Annotated in this window: 13 protein-coding genes; 5 read left to right on the top strand and 8 right to left on the bottom strand. The window is 73.2% G+C overall.

What is annotated here, in order from left to right; genetic code table 11:
- The first annotated feature begins 117 nt into the window (after nucleotides 1–117).
- The 4 genes from ACYQ77_RS19830 to yidC all read left to right on the top strand — a co-directional run bounded on the left by ACYQ77_RS19830 (nucleotide 118) and on the right by yidC (nucleotide 4,276).
- Nucleotides 118–1,131, top strand: a complete 1,014-nt coding sequence (locus ACYQ77_RS19830; protein ID WP_459713378.1) for a hypothetical protein — start codon at nucleotides 118–120, stop codon at nucleotides 1,129–1,131.
- Nucleotides 1,128–3,050: a glycosyltransferase gene (locus ACYQ77_RS19825; RefSeq protein WP_459713376.1), complete on the top strand. Its 1,923-nt coding sequence runs from the start codon at nucleotides 1,128–1,130 to the stop codon at nucleotides 3,048–3,050. Before ACYQ77_RS19830 ends, ACYQ77_RS19825 begins: the two co-directional genes overlap by 4 nt.
- Nucleotides 3,051–3,067: 17 nt before the next feature.
- Nucleotides 3,068–3,373 carry a DUF6412 domain-containing protein gene (locus ACYQ77_RS19820; RefSeq protein WP_459713375.1) on the top strand — a complete coding sequence of 102 codons (306 nt, stop codon included), beginning with the start codon at nucleotides 3,068–3,070 and terminating at the stop codon, nucleotides 3,371–3,373.
- Nucleotides 3,374–3,442: 69 nt separating this feature from the next.
- Nucleotides 3,443–4,276, top strand: coding sequence for a membrane protein insertase YidC (gene yidC / locus ACYQ77_RS19815; RefSeq protein ID WP_459713373.1), 834 nt, complete (start codon nucleotides 3,443–3,445; stop codon nucleotides 4,274–4,276).
- Here yidC and ACYQ77_RS19810 read toward each other — a convergent pair.
- A complete protein-coding gene (locus tag ACYQ77_RS19810) occupies nucleotides 4,273–5,049 on the bottom strand; it encodes an alpha/beta fold hydrolase (RefSeq protein WP_459713372.1) in 777 nt (258 codons plus the stop codon). The genes yidC and ACYQ77_RS19810 overlap by 4 nt on opposite strands.
- A gap of 74 nt (nucleotides 5,050–5,123) precedes the next feature.
- Here ACYQ77_RS19810 and ACYQ77_RS19805 point away from each other — a divergent pair, with 74 nt between their 5' ends.
- The gene (locus ACYQ77_RS19805) at nucleotides 5,124–5,747 is read left to right on the top strand and encodes a TetR/AcrR family transcriptional regulator (protein WP_459713371.1); all 624 of its coding nucleotides are present in this window, start codon (nucleotides 5,124–5,126) and stop codon (nucleotides 5,745–5,747) included.
- Here ACYQ77_RS19805 and ACYQ77_RS19800 read toward each other — a convergent pair.
- From ACYQ77_RS19800 to ACYQ77_RS19770, 7 genes are all read right to left on the bottom strand, one after another.
- Nucleotides 5,677–5,880 carry a DUF4253 domain-containing protein gene (locus ACYQ77_RS19800; protein WP_459713962.1) on the bottom strand — a complete coding sequence of 68 codons (204 nt, stop codon included), beginning with the start codon at nucleotides 5,878–5,880 and terminating at the stop codon, nucleotides 5,677–5,679. The two genes, ACYQ77_RS19805 and ACYQ77_RS19800, sit on opposite strands and share 71 nt — an antisense overlap.
- A 130-nt stretch (nucleotides 5,881–6,010) precedes the next feature.
- Nucleotides 6,011–9,571, bottom strand: a complete 3,561-nt coding sequence (locus ACYQ77_RS19795) for a glycosyltransferase (protein WP_459713369.1) — start codon at nucleotides 9,569–9,571, stop codon at nucleotides 6,011–6,013.
- Nucleotides 9,572–9,593: 22 nt separating this feature from the next.
- Nucleotides 9,594–10,730, bottom strand: a complete 1,137-nt coding sequence (locus tag ACYQ77_RS19790; RefSeq protein ID WP_459713368.1) for an SHOCT domain-containing protein — start codon at nucleotides 10,728–10,730, stop codon at nucleotides 9,594–9,596.
- Between the two features lie 104 nt (nucleotides 10,731–10,834).
- Nucleotides 10,835–11,992 carry an SHOCT domain-containing protein gene (locus tag ACYQ77_RS19785; RefSeq protein WP_459713366.1) on the bottom strand — a complete coding sequence of 386 codons (1,158 nt, stop codon included), beginning with the start codon at nucleotides 11,990–11,992 and terminating at the stop codon, nucleotides 10,835–10,837.
- Complete coding sequence (locus tag ACYQ77_RS19780; protein ID WP_459713365.1) at nucleotides 11,946–13,064, bottom strand: acyltransferase family protein; 1,119 nt, start codon at nucleotides 13,062–13,064, stop codon at nucleotides 11,946–11,948. Before ACYQ77_RS19780 ends, ACYQ77_RS19785 begins: the two co-directional genes overlap by 47 nt.
- Nucleotides 13,061–13,972 (bottom strand): hypothetical protein, encoded by a 912-nt coding sequence (locus ACYQ77_RS19775; protein ID WP_459713363.1) that lies wholly within the window; start codon nucleotides 13,970–13,972, stop codon nucleotides 13,061–13,063. The genes ACYQ77_RS19780 and ACYQ77_RS19775 overlap by 4 nt, the downstream gene beginning before the upstream one ends.
- Nucleotides 13,957–14,529, bottom strand: a complete 573-nt coding sequence (locus tag ACYQ77_RS19770) for a hypothetical protein (protein ID WP_459713362.1) — start codon at nucleotides 14,527–14,529, stop codon at nucleotides 13,957–13,959. Before ACYQ77_RS19770 ends, ACYQ77_RS19775 begins: the two co-directional genes overlap by 16 nt.
- Between the last annotated feature and the right edge of the window lie 10 nt (nucleotides 14,530–14,539).

Genomic DNA, 14,539 nt, shown 5'->3' with positions numbered 1-14,539 from the left:
GTCGTCCCGTTCCCGCCGCCGGTGCGGGATGTGACGGGGGACACGCCGAATGGCTTAACTCGAACGGCTGAATACGGTCGGTATCGCGGGGGTTCCCCGGGTGGGTACAGTCTCGCCGTGCCAGCACCAAGTACCGGGGTGGGCGCGGTCGCGATCTGGACGTCGGCCGACCAGCCCGGCCTCGGAGACCAGTTACTCGGACGGGTGATCCAGCAGGAGCTGCTCGCGCGTCTGCCGGGCTGGCGGATGACCCTCTGCTCACCGGACGGCTGGCGGCGGCCCGCCGTCGCGGACGGCGGGCTCGTCACCGAACCACTGCGTGACCGCTCGCCGGCGGAGCTCACCGAGGGCGCGACGCTCACCGTCGTCTGCTCGGACGACCCGTTCACGCTCGACCTCGCCGCGCGCCTCGACGCGGACCACCCGCTGGTGCTGTTCGGCGTGCGGGACGTGCCCGACGAGCTCGCCGAACGCGCGGCGTTCGTCGCCGAGGCGGACCCCGCGCTGCTGCTGGACCGGGTCGTCGACGCGGCCTCGCTGCCGGTCCGGGTCACGCAGCTGCGCCGGCTCGGCGAGCTGGGCGACGAGGACTACGACGTCACCGAGCTGCCGGACGACCTGGTGTTCGAGGACCGGCTCGCGATCCTGTCCGCCGCGAACTCCGTGACCACCGACGACCCGCACACCGCCGCCGCCTGCGCGTGGCTCGGTGTGCGGTGCGAGGGCCCGGCGCCGCGCGGCACGGTCGTCGAGCTGCGTGCCGAACTGGACCGGGTCGCGGACCTCGCCGAGAAGGCGCTGGCCGAGCAGGGCGACGACCTGCCGACCCGCGTGACCCTGCTGGCACAGGAGAACCACGCGCTGCGCCAGTCGCACTGGCAGCTGCGGCAGCGGATGTTCGTCGAACGGCAGCGGCTCGTCGAGCCGTACGCCGAGCTGCTGAAGCAGCGGGACGAGGCCGTCGCCGAGGCCGCCCGGCTCCGCACCGCGAACGACGAGCTGACCACGCGGAACGAGCAGCTGGCCGCCCGGCTCGCGCACGTCGAGTCCGAGCTTTCCGCCTGGCAGAGCACGAAACTCGTGCGCTGGACGCGCCCGCTGCGCGACGCGTACGGGAAGGCGCGCGGATGACGCCGAGGATCACCTTCGTGCTCGTGTCGTACGGCGGGCGCGACCTGGTGGTGCGGTGCCTGGAGCTGCTCGCCGAGCACACCCCCGAGCCGTACCGGGTGATCGTCGCCGACAGCGCGTCCCCGGACGGGACCGGCCAGTGGCTCGAGGAGAACCTGACCGGCGCGACCGTGCTGCGGATGAAGGAGAACCTCGGGTTCGGCGCCGGCGGCAACCTCGCCGTGCGGCACGCCGACACCGAGCTGCTGTGCTTCCTCAACGCCGACATCGAGGTCACCGAGGGCTGGCTGGCGCCGCTGCTCGCGTTCCTCGACGCGCGGCCCGAGGTCGGCGCCGTGTCGCCGGTGCTGCTCAACCCGGACGGCAGCGTCCAGGAGGCGGGCAGCGTGATCGGCGGCGACGGCTGGTGCCGTGCGGTCGACGAGGGCCCGTTGTTCGTCCGCGAGGTCGACTACGCGTCCGCCGCGTGCCTCGTGGTGCGGCGCGCGGCTTTCCTGCAGGCGGGCGGGTTCTCGCCGGAGTACGAGATCGCGTACTTCGAGGACGTCGACCTGATGCTGTCGCTGCGCGCGCACGGCTGGCAGACGTGGGTCGAGCCGACGTCGAAGGTCGTGCACGAGCGGCACGGCAGCAGCTCGTCGGCCCGCGCGAACGAGCTGATGCGGCTCAACCACGGCACGTTCACGCGGCGCTGGCCCGGCGAGCTGGCGACCCGCCCGCCGGTGGTGGGGCTCGACGAGCGGCCGCACCACAAGTTGTGGCTGCGCGACCACAACGCGCCGTACCGGGTGCTCCTGATCGACGACCGCGTGCCGCAGCCGGACCGCGGCCGGGGCGACGGCCGCACGATGGCCGTGGTCAACGCGTGGCGCGAGGCCGATCCGCGCGCCAGGATCACGTTCTTCGCGGTGTCGCCGGAGCGCGCCGAACAGGTCGCGCCCGCGCTCGCCGCGCGGGGCATCGAGGTCGTGTGGGGCGTCGACGACCCGTGCGCGTGGTCGCGGGACCGCGCGGGCCTGTACGACGTGGTCGTCGTGTTCCGGCCGCACAACTTCGTCGGCTACGGCAAGCCGATCGCGGACGCGCAGCCGCAGGCGGTGAAGGTGTACGACGCGGAGGCGTTGTTCCACCGGCGGCCGGAGCAGCACTTCGGCACCGCGGAGGACATGCAGGAGCGGCGTGGGTGGGCCGTGCAGGCGGATCTGTTGCGGCGCCAGGAGACCGAGGCGTTCACGTGGGCCGACGTCGCGGTCTGCGTGAGCGAGGAGGAGGCGCACTGGGCGCGGCGGGTCGCGCCGGGTGTCTCCGTGCACGTCGCGTGCTACCCGTCGATCGTGCCGGACGAGGTGCCGGGGTTCGACGCGCGCCGCGACATCGTGTTCTTCGGCGGTTTCGACTCGACCCCGCGCACCCCCAACGAGTTCGCGGTGCTGGAGCTCGCCGACGAGGTGCTGCCACCGCTGCGTGAACGGCACCCGGACCTGCGGCTGCGGGTGGTCGGCGCGGACCCGTCGCCCGCGGTGCTCGCGCTGGACGGTCCGGCGATCGAGGTGGTCGGCAAGGTGCCGGACCCGCGGCCGCTGCTGGAGTCGGCGCTGCTGCACGTGGTCCCGATGCGCTACGGCGCGGGCGTGAAGATCAAGTTCGTGGACTCGATGGCGGCCGGGCTGCCGTTCGTGACCACGCCGGTCGGCGGCGAGGGCCTGCACCTCGGCTGGACCGCGCGGCACCTGATCGGCGCGTCGCCGGCCGAGCACGTCGAGCTGTGCCACACGCTGCTGACCGACCCCGTGCTGTGGACCGAGGTGCAGCAGGGGCTGCTGGAGATCTGCCGCACGCACTTCTCGGCCGCGGAGTTCCGCCGCGCCATGGGGGACGTGCTGGTGGCGTGCGCGGTCCCGCCGCCCGTGCCCGTCTGACCCGTACAGTGGACGGCATGGCGCGGGTGTCGGTGGTGATGCGGGCGAGGCTGCTGCTCGCCCTCTTCCTGCCCGCGCTGTTCATCGCGCTGCCCGTCGCGAACGGGCTCGGCGGCATGGCCGCCGCGCTGACCGTCGGCCTCGCCGCCGCGCTGGTCGTCACCGTCGTCCTGCCGGTGCGGCTGGAGACCGCACCCACCCGGGTCCGCACCCTCAGCCTGCGCGAACGCGCGAAACTGACGGTGTTCCTGCGGTTGCGCGATCCCGACGCGCCAGGACGCACCCGGCCACGAGCACCAGGACTCGGCAGCGCGGCTGCCTGAGTTCCTTTCCCGGTAAGGCAGTCGCTCCCGCCTGCCCATGTCATTCCGCATGAACTCCTGGAGCGACCCTTGTTCGACATCTTCCTGTACCCGGTCTCGGCCATTCTGTGGTGCTGGCACAAGGTCTTCGGCACCCTGCTCAGCCCCGACAGCGGCGTGGCGTGGGTGCTCGCCATCGTGTTCCTCGTCTTCACCATCCGCACCCTGCTCGTCCGTCCGGCGCTCGGTCAGCTGCGGGCGGCGCGGCGCAACCAGAAACTCGCGCCGCGGCTGAAGAAGATCCGCGAGAAGTACGGCAAGGACCGCCAGCGCATGGCGGCCGAGATCCAGAAGCTGCACGCGGACAACGGCACCAGCCCGTTCGCCGGCTGCCTGCCCGCGCTGCTGCAGATCCCGGTTTTCCTGAGCCTGTACTGGGTGCTGCGTGACTTCACCCCCGGCGCGGGGTCCAACCACGTCTTCGACCGCGCCGGTGTCGAGTCGTTCCTGAACGCGGACCTGTTCGGCGCGAAGCTCGGCAACTGGGTGAGCCAGCCCGTGGCGGACCTGGTGGCGTTCGGCACCGACCGCCCGCACATGATCGCCGTCGGCATCCCGCTGATGCTGGTCGCGGGCGCGGCCACGTTCCTGTCGATGCGGGTGTCCCTGCGGCGGCAGACCGAGATGAACCCGCAGATGGCGGGCATCAGCAAGGCGATGATGTACCTGGCGCCCGTGGGCATGCTCGTGTCGGGCTCGTTCTTCCCGGTGCCGATCGGGGTGCTGCTGTACTTCCTCGCCAACAACGTGTGGACGTTCGGGCAGCAGCACGTCCTGACCGCGAAGGTCGACCGCGAGGAAGCGGCGGAGGCGAAGCCGAAGGCCGTCGCGCCCCGGCCAGGTCAGAAACCCAAGCGGCGCTAGGCGCAGAAGTCGGTGATGGCCGCGGCAAGGTCCGCGGCCGCCACCCCGTGCCACTCCCCGGGCAGGCTGAGGTGGGTGCCGCCGGGCAGTGCCGCGGCGGTGTCGCGAGCCCAGGTGCGCAGCCGCTGGTCACTGCTCTCGCTGTCGACGACGAGCGTCGGCGTCGTGATGCCCGCGAGGTCGGCCGTGGTCAGGGACGGGGTGATGGTGAGGTCGTAGACGAGGGTGTGCGCCATCGCCGCCATGACCGGCCAGGCAGGCGACTGGCGCAGCCCCGCGACCAGTTCGTCCGGCACGCCGATGCCGCGGTGGAAGTGCTCGACGGCGTCGCCGCGGCGACCCGCCTCGACCAGGGCCGTGATCTCCGCCTTCAGGCCGGGGTCGTCCCCGGGCGGCTCGCCGGTGATCGGCGGCTCCAGCAACACCATCCTGCGCACCGGCAGCCCGGACCGGGCCGCCGCGAGCGCCAGGACCCCGCCGGACGAGAAGCCGTACACGAACGCGGAGCCGCCGACCGCGTCGATCACGGCCCGCAGGTCCTCCACCTCGCGTGCGACGGCGTAGGGGAGGGTGTCGGTGCTCTCACCCCGGCCGCGCCGGTCGTACGCGACGACCGTGAAGCGCCCGGCGAGCTCGGGGACCAGCGCCGGGGTCGGCCCGACGCCCCGGCAGCAGCCCGCCGCGTCCACCAGCACGATCGCCGGACCGCTGCCGGTCCGTTCGAACGCGATCGAGGTGCCGTCGGCCGACGTGACCTTCTCTGTTCCCACCATGACTGACTCCCGGCTCGAAGGGTACGGTACGGTACCGTACCCAATGCGAGACTGTCCAGGAACGAGGAGGCGCCATGGCCGGCACGACGGACGAGCGGACGGCCCGCAGGCGCGCGTCGATCATCGACGCGGCGCGGACGGTCTTCCTCGACAAGGGCTTCGCGGGCGCCAACATGGACGAGGTCGTCACGCTCGCGTCGGCGTCCAAGCGGACCGTGTACGGGCACTTCCGGGACAAGGAAGGGCTCTTCACCGCGGTGATCACCAGCGACATCCACGCCGCGGAGCGGCAGTCACAGGCCATCGTCGAGGCACTCGCCGTCACCGACGACCTCGAGGCGGACCTGCGCGCGTTCGCGCGCAAGCACATCGCGATCGTCACCCAGCCGCACCTGGTGCGGCTGCGCCGCCTGGTCATCGGCGAGGCGGAGCGGTTCCCCGCCCTCGCCCGCGAGTGGCACGCCAGCGGCCCGGGCCGCAGCCACGACACGTTCGCACGGGTGTTCTCCGCCCTGGCCGACCGCGGGCTGCTGACGGTGCCGGACCCGCTGGTGGCGGCACAGCACTTCAACTGGCTCGTGCTGTCGATCCCGTTGAACACAGCCATGTTCCGCCCGGCGGACACGTTCAGCACCGCCGAACTGAACCACTGGGCCGACGAGGGCGTCCGCGTTTTCCTGGCCGCGTACGGGAGCTAGTGCGCTGGTCCCACCAGAACGCCCAGCTGTCGGAGTCGACGAGCTGCTCGGCGTAACTCGCGAGGGTGGTTCCCGGGGCGGCCTGCCAGATGTTGTCTGGGCAGAACGCGAAGCGTTCCGCGGCCACGTGCAGCGCCTGCCGTCGTCGTCCTTCGAGACGAGCAGGGGCCAGAACCCGGATCGGGGGCGGGCAGTTCGACGGGAAGCGGTTTCGCCCGCCGGGGACAGCACGCGGAGGTCCTCGCGCAACGGGCGGCCACCGGCTAATCCAGTGGGTGCGGTGGCATCGCCGGGAGGCGCAACCGCTTGGCGCGCAGCGACTTCCACCGGACCGCCGCTGCCAGGAGCCTGCGTTCCGCGCCCGCGGTCTCCGGGCGGTCGGCGCGGGCGCGGGTGGTGAGCGGCTTGAGGTCGTGCTCGACGCGGGTCAGCTCCGCGAGCCTCTCCCGCACCTCGCCGAGGCGGTGCCACGTGCGCATCAGGAGCACGGTCGTGAACTGGGCGACACGCCGCAGTTCGTACTCCGCGACCGCCTCCAGTTCCGGGTCGTCGGCGCGGGTGCCCAGTGCCAGGCCCAGCCAGCCGATGCCCTTCGGCACGTCCATGTCGAGGCGGTCGTCGCGGCGGCCGCTCACCGCGGCGCCGTGCTGGCGGTAGGAGTGGAGTGGGCGGTCCACGAACTCGATGTGGCCCGCGGCCAGCGCGGTCGCGGCGATCCACTGGTCGTGGAAGGACGACGGGGTGCCCGGCGGGAACGGCAGCGCCAGGTCACGCACCACGTCCGCGCGCACCATGGCCGCCGCGCCCGTGACCGTGTTCAGCAGCAGCAGCGCGTCCAGGTCGGTCCACTGGTTGCGGCGGTGCCGCCAGAACGACGGCGCGACCACCGCGTCGTGCTCGTCGATCAACCGCATGTCCGCGTACGCCAGGGTGACGGCCGGGTCGTCGAAGCGTTCGACCAGCGTGTCGAGCTTGTCCGGGTCCCACACGTCATCCTGGTCGGACAGCGCGACGAAGTCGGCGTCGGCCGGCACGTGGGTCAGTGCGCGTTCGAAGTTGCGGTAGAAGCCCGCGTTCTCCTCGTTCGCGACGACGACGAAACGGGGGTCGCCGTCGGTGAGGCCGCGGATCGTGGCCACGTGGTCGTCGCCGGACGCGTCGTCGGAGATCACGCACACCCAGTTGCGGTGCTTCTGGGCGCGGATCGAGTCCAGCTGGTGCGCCAGGAACCCCGGGTCCGGGCGGTAGGTGGCCATGCAGATCGCGACCTTCGGGCCGTCCGCGGGCCACCGCACCTCGGCGGGTGCCAGGTTCGTCGCCGTCAGCGTCACCTCGGGCAGTGCGCGCGTCAGCGTCGTGCCGTCGACCAGGTCCACGACCAGCGTCAACGGGAGTGTGCCCGGTGCGTCCGCGCCCGCGACGGGGACGCGGAACGTCACGCCGCTGCCGTCCGGCACCCGCACACCGCCGGGGCGCAGCCGTGCCGCCACGTCCGGGCGGTGGTGGCCGAGACTGCCGGGGACCTCCCGGGACCCGGCCCGGACGACCACCGACCGCACGGCGACCGACGCGTGCGTGACCCAGCCGTCCAGCTCCAGCACCTGACCGGCGCCGACCGCCAGCGTCGCCGGCACCGGCAGGTCGAAGTGCAGGCCCGCCTCCCGCGCGGACACCGCCGACCGCCGGTAGCGCGCGGCGACCTTCCTCGTCAGCCCCGGCGCCTTCGCCCCGAGCCTGCGCAGCAGGCCGTCCGGCTCGTCGCCCGGCCTGCCCAGCGCCAGGTCACGGACCCCGCGCGCGAGCCTGCCCGCGGGCCACAGCGTCCTGTGCGCGATCCGCACCAGCTTCGCGTTCTCCAGCGCGTCCAGGCGGGCCCGGGTGCGGTGCAGCCGGTCACGCAGGCTCGCGGCCTCCGCGTCCAGCGCCGCCCGCGCCGCCTCGGTCCGCTCGGTGACCTGCCACGCCTCGGCGGCCTCGGTGACCGCCGTGGTCAGGTCGCTGAACGCCTGCGCGAGGCGGTCGTCCTTCATGTCCATCTCGGACCGCGCCATCGCGAGCCCGTGCTCGGCACGCGCGGTGCGCTCGGTCAGGTGCTCGAGCTGCTGCTTGTGCTCGGCCAGCTCGTTGGTCAGCCGGTGTTCGCGCCGCAGCGCCGAGTCCCGCTCGTACTGCGTGGTGCGGAGCGCGTCGTCGACCTCGCGCAGCCGCCGCAGCCCGCCGGGCAGCTGCCACAGCGGCTCGCCGTGGTCGGTGTCGGCGTCGTGTTCCAGCGCGGCCGCGATGCGGTCCGCCGGGTGCCCGGTGACCTGCTCCTGCAACGCCGCCTCGGCCGCCACCAACTCGGCCCAGCGGGTGTCGAGCGCGGTGGTCAGGCCGGTCAGCGCGCACAGCTCGGCGAGCACCTCGCGGACGGTTGTCCGGTCCGGCCACGGGTGCGGCGCGTGGCCCTGCACGGTCTCGCGCGCGAACTCCAGCAGCGCCCGCAGCATGACGAGCTCGGCGTCCACGCCGTGGCCCGCGTGCCACTCCAGGTCGACGCGGGTGACCGAGCCGTCCGGCCCGATGATCAGGTTGCCGGGGTGCACGTCGAGGTGGTCGGCGGGCAGCACCGGCACGTCCTGGCGGTGCGGCAGGTACGGGTGCGCGGGGTCGGCCGGGTCCAGTGGCCTGGCCGCGGCCGTGCAGGTCCGCCGCCACAGGGCGAACAGCCGCGCCAGCTCGTCGCGGTCGCCCGCGCGCATGGCGTCGTGCAGGCACGCGTCGAGCGGGCGGCCGGGGTGCAGCGGCTCGTCGACCAGGTGTTCCTGGCGCAGCCACGACCCGGGGTCGCCGGGCCCGCTGTGGACGGTCCGGAGGGTGTGGTCGGTGCCGAGCCGCCGCGTCCGCCGCCACGCGGGCCGCCGCGCGCCGCTGATCAGCCACGCGAGACCCGGCTGCGTCACGTTCGCCAGCGCCTGCGGCGACCGCGACGCGACGACCAGGAACGACGGCGCGACCGCCTGGCCCATGCCCTCGGTCATCGCGAGCCGGTGCGCGATCCGGCCCGACACCACGCCGTCGTTGCCACCGAACGAGCCCTGCAGCGGGTCGCGGACGAGCTTCTCCACCAGCTCCGGTCCGCCCCGGAACGCGGCCTCGTCGAGCACCACCCTCGGCAGCTTGTAGTCCGGGTACGGGAACAGCCACCGCTGGGCCGTCAGCCCCGCGCCGGCGAGCAGGTCGCCGAGCGCGCGCCGCGTCCACGTCCGCGGGCCGTGCTCGGCGCCCGGGTAGTCCGCGAGCCCGATCCACGACTTGTCGTGGTGGTCCTCGATGCCGCCGAGCAGGTACCGCAGTCCCAGCTGGTTCTCGATCGCGAGCACCACGACGCCGTCGTCGGACAGCGCGTCCACGACGGCGGGCAGCAGCGCCGCCGGGTCGTTGTACTCGAGGACCCCGCACACGAGCGCGAGGTCGAACGGGCCGGCGCCCGCGAGCCCGTCGGCCAGCGTGGCCTGCACGATCCGCACGTCGGCGAGGTCGCGGCAGCGTGCCACCGCGGCGGCCGCCCGGTCGGGCACGCCCTCGATGCCGAGCACGGACGCGCCCGCCTCGCCGAGTGCCCTGGACAGCACGCCGGAGCCGCAGCCGAGGTCCACGACCCGCAGCCCGGGCGCGATCCGCAGCGGTGCCAGCAGGCCGAGCCGGGCCGGGGAGAAGTGGTAGGCCGTCTCCCACGTCTCCACCAGCCGTGCCAGCTCGGTGGACCCCGCGCTCACGTCCTGCGCGGACCGCAGCGCAGCCAGCACCGCCGACTCGGCTCCGTCGGCGTAGTCGATCGTCATGAGCGCGCCGGGGACGACGACGTCACGACAGCGGCGGGAACTTGTCGGTCTGTTCCGCGATCAGCTCGCCGAACGTCGACTCCACGTTCGCCGAGTCCTTGCCGTACACCTCGACGCGGACCATGTAGCCGTCGTCGGTGACGTAGTGCGCGCGGATCGCGGTGTCGTCGCCGGGCTTGGGCGCCGCGAGCTTGCGGACCTTGACCCCGTTGTCGTCGCTCAGCAGCTGGTACTTGGCCGCCTGGTAGAGCTGGTCGATCGACTTGAGCGCGGTGGCCGGGTCGCCGCCCTCGGCGACCTTGAACGCCCAGATGCCGGTGCGCAGCCCGGTCTCGTCCTCGGTGACCAGGCCGCTGACCTCGGCGACGCCCGCGGCCTGCAGCAGCTTCGCCTCCGGCTCGGTCGGCTGCTTCTCGGCGACCGCCTGCGCGATCGGGATGGTCCGGTTGTAGACCTTGTTGCCTGGCAGGTCGAGGAACGGGCCCTCGGGGATGTCCGGGGGCGGCGGCTTCGACGTGGTGGTCTTCTTCGGCGACGTCTGCTCGGTGGTGCCGCCACCGCCCGCCTGCTGGTTGTCGCCGGTGTCCCGGAACCCGAAGAACCAGACGGCGCCGCCCGCGAGCGCGAGCACCACGACGATCGCCACGATGATGCCGACGATCTTGCCCGCGCCGCCGCCGGACTTCTCCTCGAACACCTCCGGGCCCTGCCGGGGCCAGCTCTGCTGCCCGAACTCGGGCGGCAGGTCCTCGTTCGCCCACGGGGGCGGGGTCATGGCCTGGGGGTGCGGCTGCTGGCTCTCCCACGGCGGCGGGGGTGGCGGCGGTGGGAAGTGCGGCTGCTGGTGCACGTTCGGCACGATCTGGGTGCTGTCCGCGTCGGAGGAGCCGACGACCTGCGTGTGCTCGTTGCCGGGGCCCTGGCCGGACACGATCTGCGTGCGGTCGACGCCATCGAAGCCCTGCTGCGGCTGCGGCTGCACGGGCCGGAACACCGCCGTCGGCTCGGCGCCCTGCTGCGGCTGCTGGGGTTGCTGCGGCGCACTCTGGCCGGACGCCTGGGCGATCACGCGGTCGCGCCGGGTCCGGTACTCGTCCGCGGAGATCTGGCCGGACGCCAACGCGCTGTCGAGCTGTGCGAGCTCGTCTTGCCAGGACATGAAGTCGCCCTCCAACCAGATGAAATAGCCGCCGGCTCAGTGCCCCGCCGCGGCTCGGGAAAGACTATTCGGTACGGGGTGCGGTCACACTCCCGGGTGGTCGCTCACTTCGCGGGTGGCGCGGCGTCCGTGACCGCCTGCATCGCCCGCTGGAACTGCACCCGCATCTCGTCGGCGTCCCCCGCCGGGATCTGCAGCACGAACATCTGGATCGTGGTGTCACCGTAGGTGTAGACGCCGCGGATGCCCGCCGCCTCCGCGTTGGTCACCGTGGACACGTCGACAGTGCCGGGCACGCCCTCCACCTCGGTCGGCTTGAAGCCGAGCTGCTTCTGGACGTCGATGATCCCCGCGGTCAGCTCCTCGGCCGCCTTCGCGTCCGCGCTCTTGTACGCGTAGAGCATGAAGTGGAACTGGCCGTCGGACGTGCCGTTGTAGACGAGCTGCTTGGCGCCCGCGCCCGCGAGCAGCGTGGCCTCGGCCGGGGCGATGACGTTCAGCTCGCCCGCCCGCTGGATGTCCATCTCGCCGCTGTTCGGGCCCGCCTCGCCGGGCAGCTCGATCTTGGTGATGTCGACCGGCTCGGGCAGCGGCTCCTCCTGCGCGGTGGTGGTCTGCTGCGTGTCGTTGTCGTCGGCGGCCCGCGGGTCGTCGCCGCCGCGGAACGCGAAGAACCACACGGCGCCGCCCGCGAGCGCGAGCACGACCAGCACCACGAGCCCGATCAGCCACGGCTTCTTGCCACCGCGCGGGGGCTTGTTGCTGGTGAACAGGTCCTGCGCGTCCATGGGCGTCACGGTCGGGCCCGCCATCGGCTGCGGCGGCCGGGGGAACGGGCCCGCCTGGGCGTTCGGGTCGGGCAGCTGGGCCGCCCAGACCGGCTGCGGCGGCGGCGCCTGCTGGGGCTGCGGCGGCGCCTCCGCCGTCACGACCTGCGTGCGCTCGACGTCGCCCGCGGCGGTTTCCTTGGTCTTCTCGTCCGGCGCGCCGCTCGCGGTGCCCGCGTCGATGATCTGGGTCTGCTCGGCCTCGCCCGCGTCGACGTTCACGATCTGCGTGACCTCGGCGTTGTCGGTCTCGGCCACGGCTTCCGGCGTGATCACGGGCCGGGGCCCGGTGGGCGGGCCGATGACGGGCGAGGGCGGCTGTGCGGACGACGCCGCTGCGAGGATCTCGTCCCGGCGCTTGCGGTACTCGTTGGCGGCAAGCTCCCCCTCAGCGAGCGCGCTGTCGAGTTTCCTCAACTCTTCCTGCCAGGTCATCCGGCGCCCTTTCCGCAGTGCTCTGTCCGCGATTTTCCCACCTGCGACACCAGCGCAGCGCGGGTGCCTCCACGAGCCGGTACAGCAGGTCGGCGATGACCGCCGTGCCCGTCATGGCGACGAGAAAGGCCAGTGTCGTACCCGCGGGTGTCGAGATTAGGTGAGGAGTCACGTACAGCACTGGCACATGCACCAGAAAAACGGCATAAGTTCGGCTCGCCGTCCCCCGGAGCCAGCGCCCGGCCACCCCATCACCGGGCATCCGGCAAAAGACGATCGCGAGCAGCGCTATGCATATCACCATCCGGGTGTATCCGGGAACCGCGGGCGTGAAATCGCTGGTGAGATCACCTCGCACGATCAACAGCCAGTGCAGGACGGCGTAGGCGACGCCGGCGAGCGGGTGCAGGCGGCCCGTCCTGACCAGCGTGATGACCTGGCCGATGAACAGGATCGGCAGCAGCGTCACGACCACCCGCAGCGTGTGCAGCGCGACCGGTGACTCGGTGTGCACCACCGACAGCAGCACCGACACCACCGCCACCGACAGGGCGGGCGGCAGCCACGGCCACCGCCGCAGCAGCGGGATCGTGGCGGCCACGAACAGGTAGAACGCGAACTGCACGACCAGCGTCCAGGTGACGAGGTCGAGCCCGGGGACGCCGGCGAAGAAGAAGTTCGTGAGCGTCAGGTTGCCGAACAGCGTCCCCGCCGTGACCTCGCCGGTCACGCCGATCGGCACGCCCGCCCTCGCCACGACCCACACGACCAGCAGCACGGCCCACATCGCGGGCAGGGTCCGCGCCGCCCGCCGGAACAGGAACCGGCCGGGGCGCTCCCGGAACGCGGCCTGCGTGATCACCAGGCCGCTGATCAGGAAGAACGTGGTGACCCCGAGCGGCACCAGGAACGTGTCGACGTGCAGCGGCCCCATGACGGCCGCTGTGAACACCTCGTCGAACCGCCACCGCTCCCCGCCGACGACGAACCAGTCGCGGGTGTGCGTGTAGACGACCGCGGCGGACGCGACGATCCGCAGCACGTCCAGCCCGGGGTAGTAGGCGGCTTTCACGGGAGGGCCCTTCGGGTGGCGCGGTGGCAGAGGTCGGCGGCGACCGCGGTGACGGCGAGCGCGACGACCATCCCCACGGGCACGGGGACGACCCAGCGCAGCGCGCCGAGCACGGCGAAGCCGGCGACCCCGCCGAGCAGGAGCAGCCATTCGGCGCGGTCGGCGAGCCAGCGGGTCACGGGGTGCGCGGCGACCGCGGCCGCGGTCGCGGTCGCGCCCGGCACGTGCACGGCGACCAGGAACAGCAGGACCGCGTACGTCGCGGCGACCGGGTACCACCACTGCGCGAGCGCCGGGAACGCCAGGTCGGCGCCGGCCACCGCGCCCACGCAGCCCGCGCCGAGCAGCACCCCCGCCCACGACGGCAGCGCCCCGTCCAGCACCCGCCGCACCACGAGCCCGGCGAGCACGAGCGGCAGGAACAGCAGCGGCCTGCCCGCGGAATCGGGCGCGAGCACCGACAGCACCCCGGTCGCGACGAGCGTGGCCACCACCGCGGGCCACGTCCGCCGGTCGAGCGCGATCAGCCATCCGATGACCTGCGCGCCCGCGATCCACGCGAGCGGGGCCAGCACGCCGCCCACGGTCGTCACGTCCGTGAGGCCGAGCCACTCCCCGGCCACCGCGAGCGCCGATGCCACCACCGCGGGCAGCAGCACCCGCCATGGCGACAGGCGCTCGGCGGTCCAGCCCGCGCACACCAGCAGCAGCATCACGCCCAGCGGTCCGAAGTCCTCGCCGAGGCCGAGCGGCCGGACGACCCACTCCCGCACGGCCGCCACCGGCGCCGGGTGCGACGCGTACTTCGCGAGCCACAGCGTGACCACGTACCCGTACAGGCCGAGCAGGACGCCGCCCGCGCGCAGCAACGTCACGGGCACGGTCGTGGTGATCACCGGGGTGGCCACTGCGCGAGCTGCCTTCCGAGGAGGGTCGCGAACTCGCGGCCGACCCGGTCCGGGTCCGGTCCGTAGGCCTCGACGCGGATCACGTACGGCCCGCGCACGTAGTGGGCGCGGTACGCGACGAGCGGTGTCACCTGCCTGCGCAACAGCACACCCGCGGGCGCGTCGGCCTCGGTCCAGCCGCCCGCCGCGTACAGGTCGTCGAGCGCGTCGAGCGCGTCCGCCGGGGAGGCGCCGTCGCGGACGGCGAACTCCCACACGCCCTGGTTGAACTCGCCGTGCCGGCCGACCCGCGCCTTGACGTACACCGCGCCCGCGTCGCCGAGGGCCTTCGCCTCGCCCTCGGGCAGCACGGCGGCGAGCGCGGCGCCCCGCTTCTCGTGCGTGGTGTCCATGACGAGCAGCCCGGACGGCCGCACCAGCGCCACCGCCTCGGGGTTGACCGGCAACCGGGGGTCGGCGTCGGGAACCGTCACGGTGCCGCCGGCCCTGGCGGGGTCGGTGCCGGTGCCCCACACGGCGATCGCGGCGAGCGCCACCGCGGCGAGCACCGCGTGCACCAGGGCTTTG

The sequence above is a fragment of the Actinophytocola sp. KF-1 genome, assembly GCF_054661535.1.
This window is presented reverse-complemented; position numbering and strand designations above follow the sequence as displayed.

Bases quoted from the DNA above. Each gene is read 5' to 3' on its own strand.
- ACYQ77_RS19810 (WP_459713372.1), bottom strand. From the start codon at position 5,049: ATGGTGGGAACAGAGAAGGTCACGTCGGCCGACGGCACCTCGATCGCG.
- ACYQ77_RS19805 (WP_459713371.1), top strand. From the start codon at position 5,124: ATGGCCGGCACGACGGACGAGCGGACGGCCCGCAGGCGCGCGTCGATC.
- ACYQ77_RS19790 (WP_459713368.1), bottom strand. From the start codon at position 10,730: ATGTCCTGGCAAGACGAGCTCGCACAGCTCGACAGCGCGTTGGCGTCC.
- ACYQ77_RS19825 (WP_459713376.1), top strand. From the start codon at position 1,128: ATGACGCCGAGGATCACCTTCGTGCTCGTGTCGTACGGCGGGCGCGAC.
- ACYQ77_RS19785 (WP_459713366.1), bottom strand. From the start codon at position 11,992: ATGACCTGGCAGGAAGAGTTGAGGAAACTCGACAGCGCGCTCGCTGAG.
- ACYQ77_RS19820 (WP_459713375.1), top strand. From the start codon at position 3,068: ATGGCGCGGGTGTCGGTGGTGATGCGGGCGAGGCTGCTGCTCGCCCTC.
- ACYQ77_RS19795 (WP_459713369.1), bottom strand. From the start codon at position 9,571: ATGACGATCGACTACGCCGACGGAGCCGAGTCGGCGGTGCTGGCTGCG.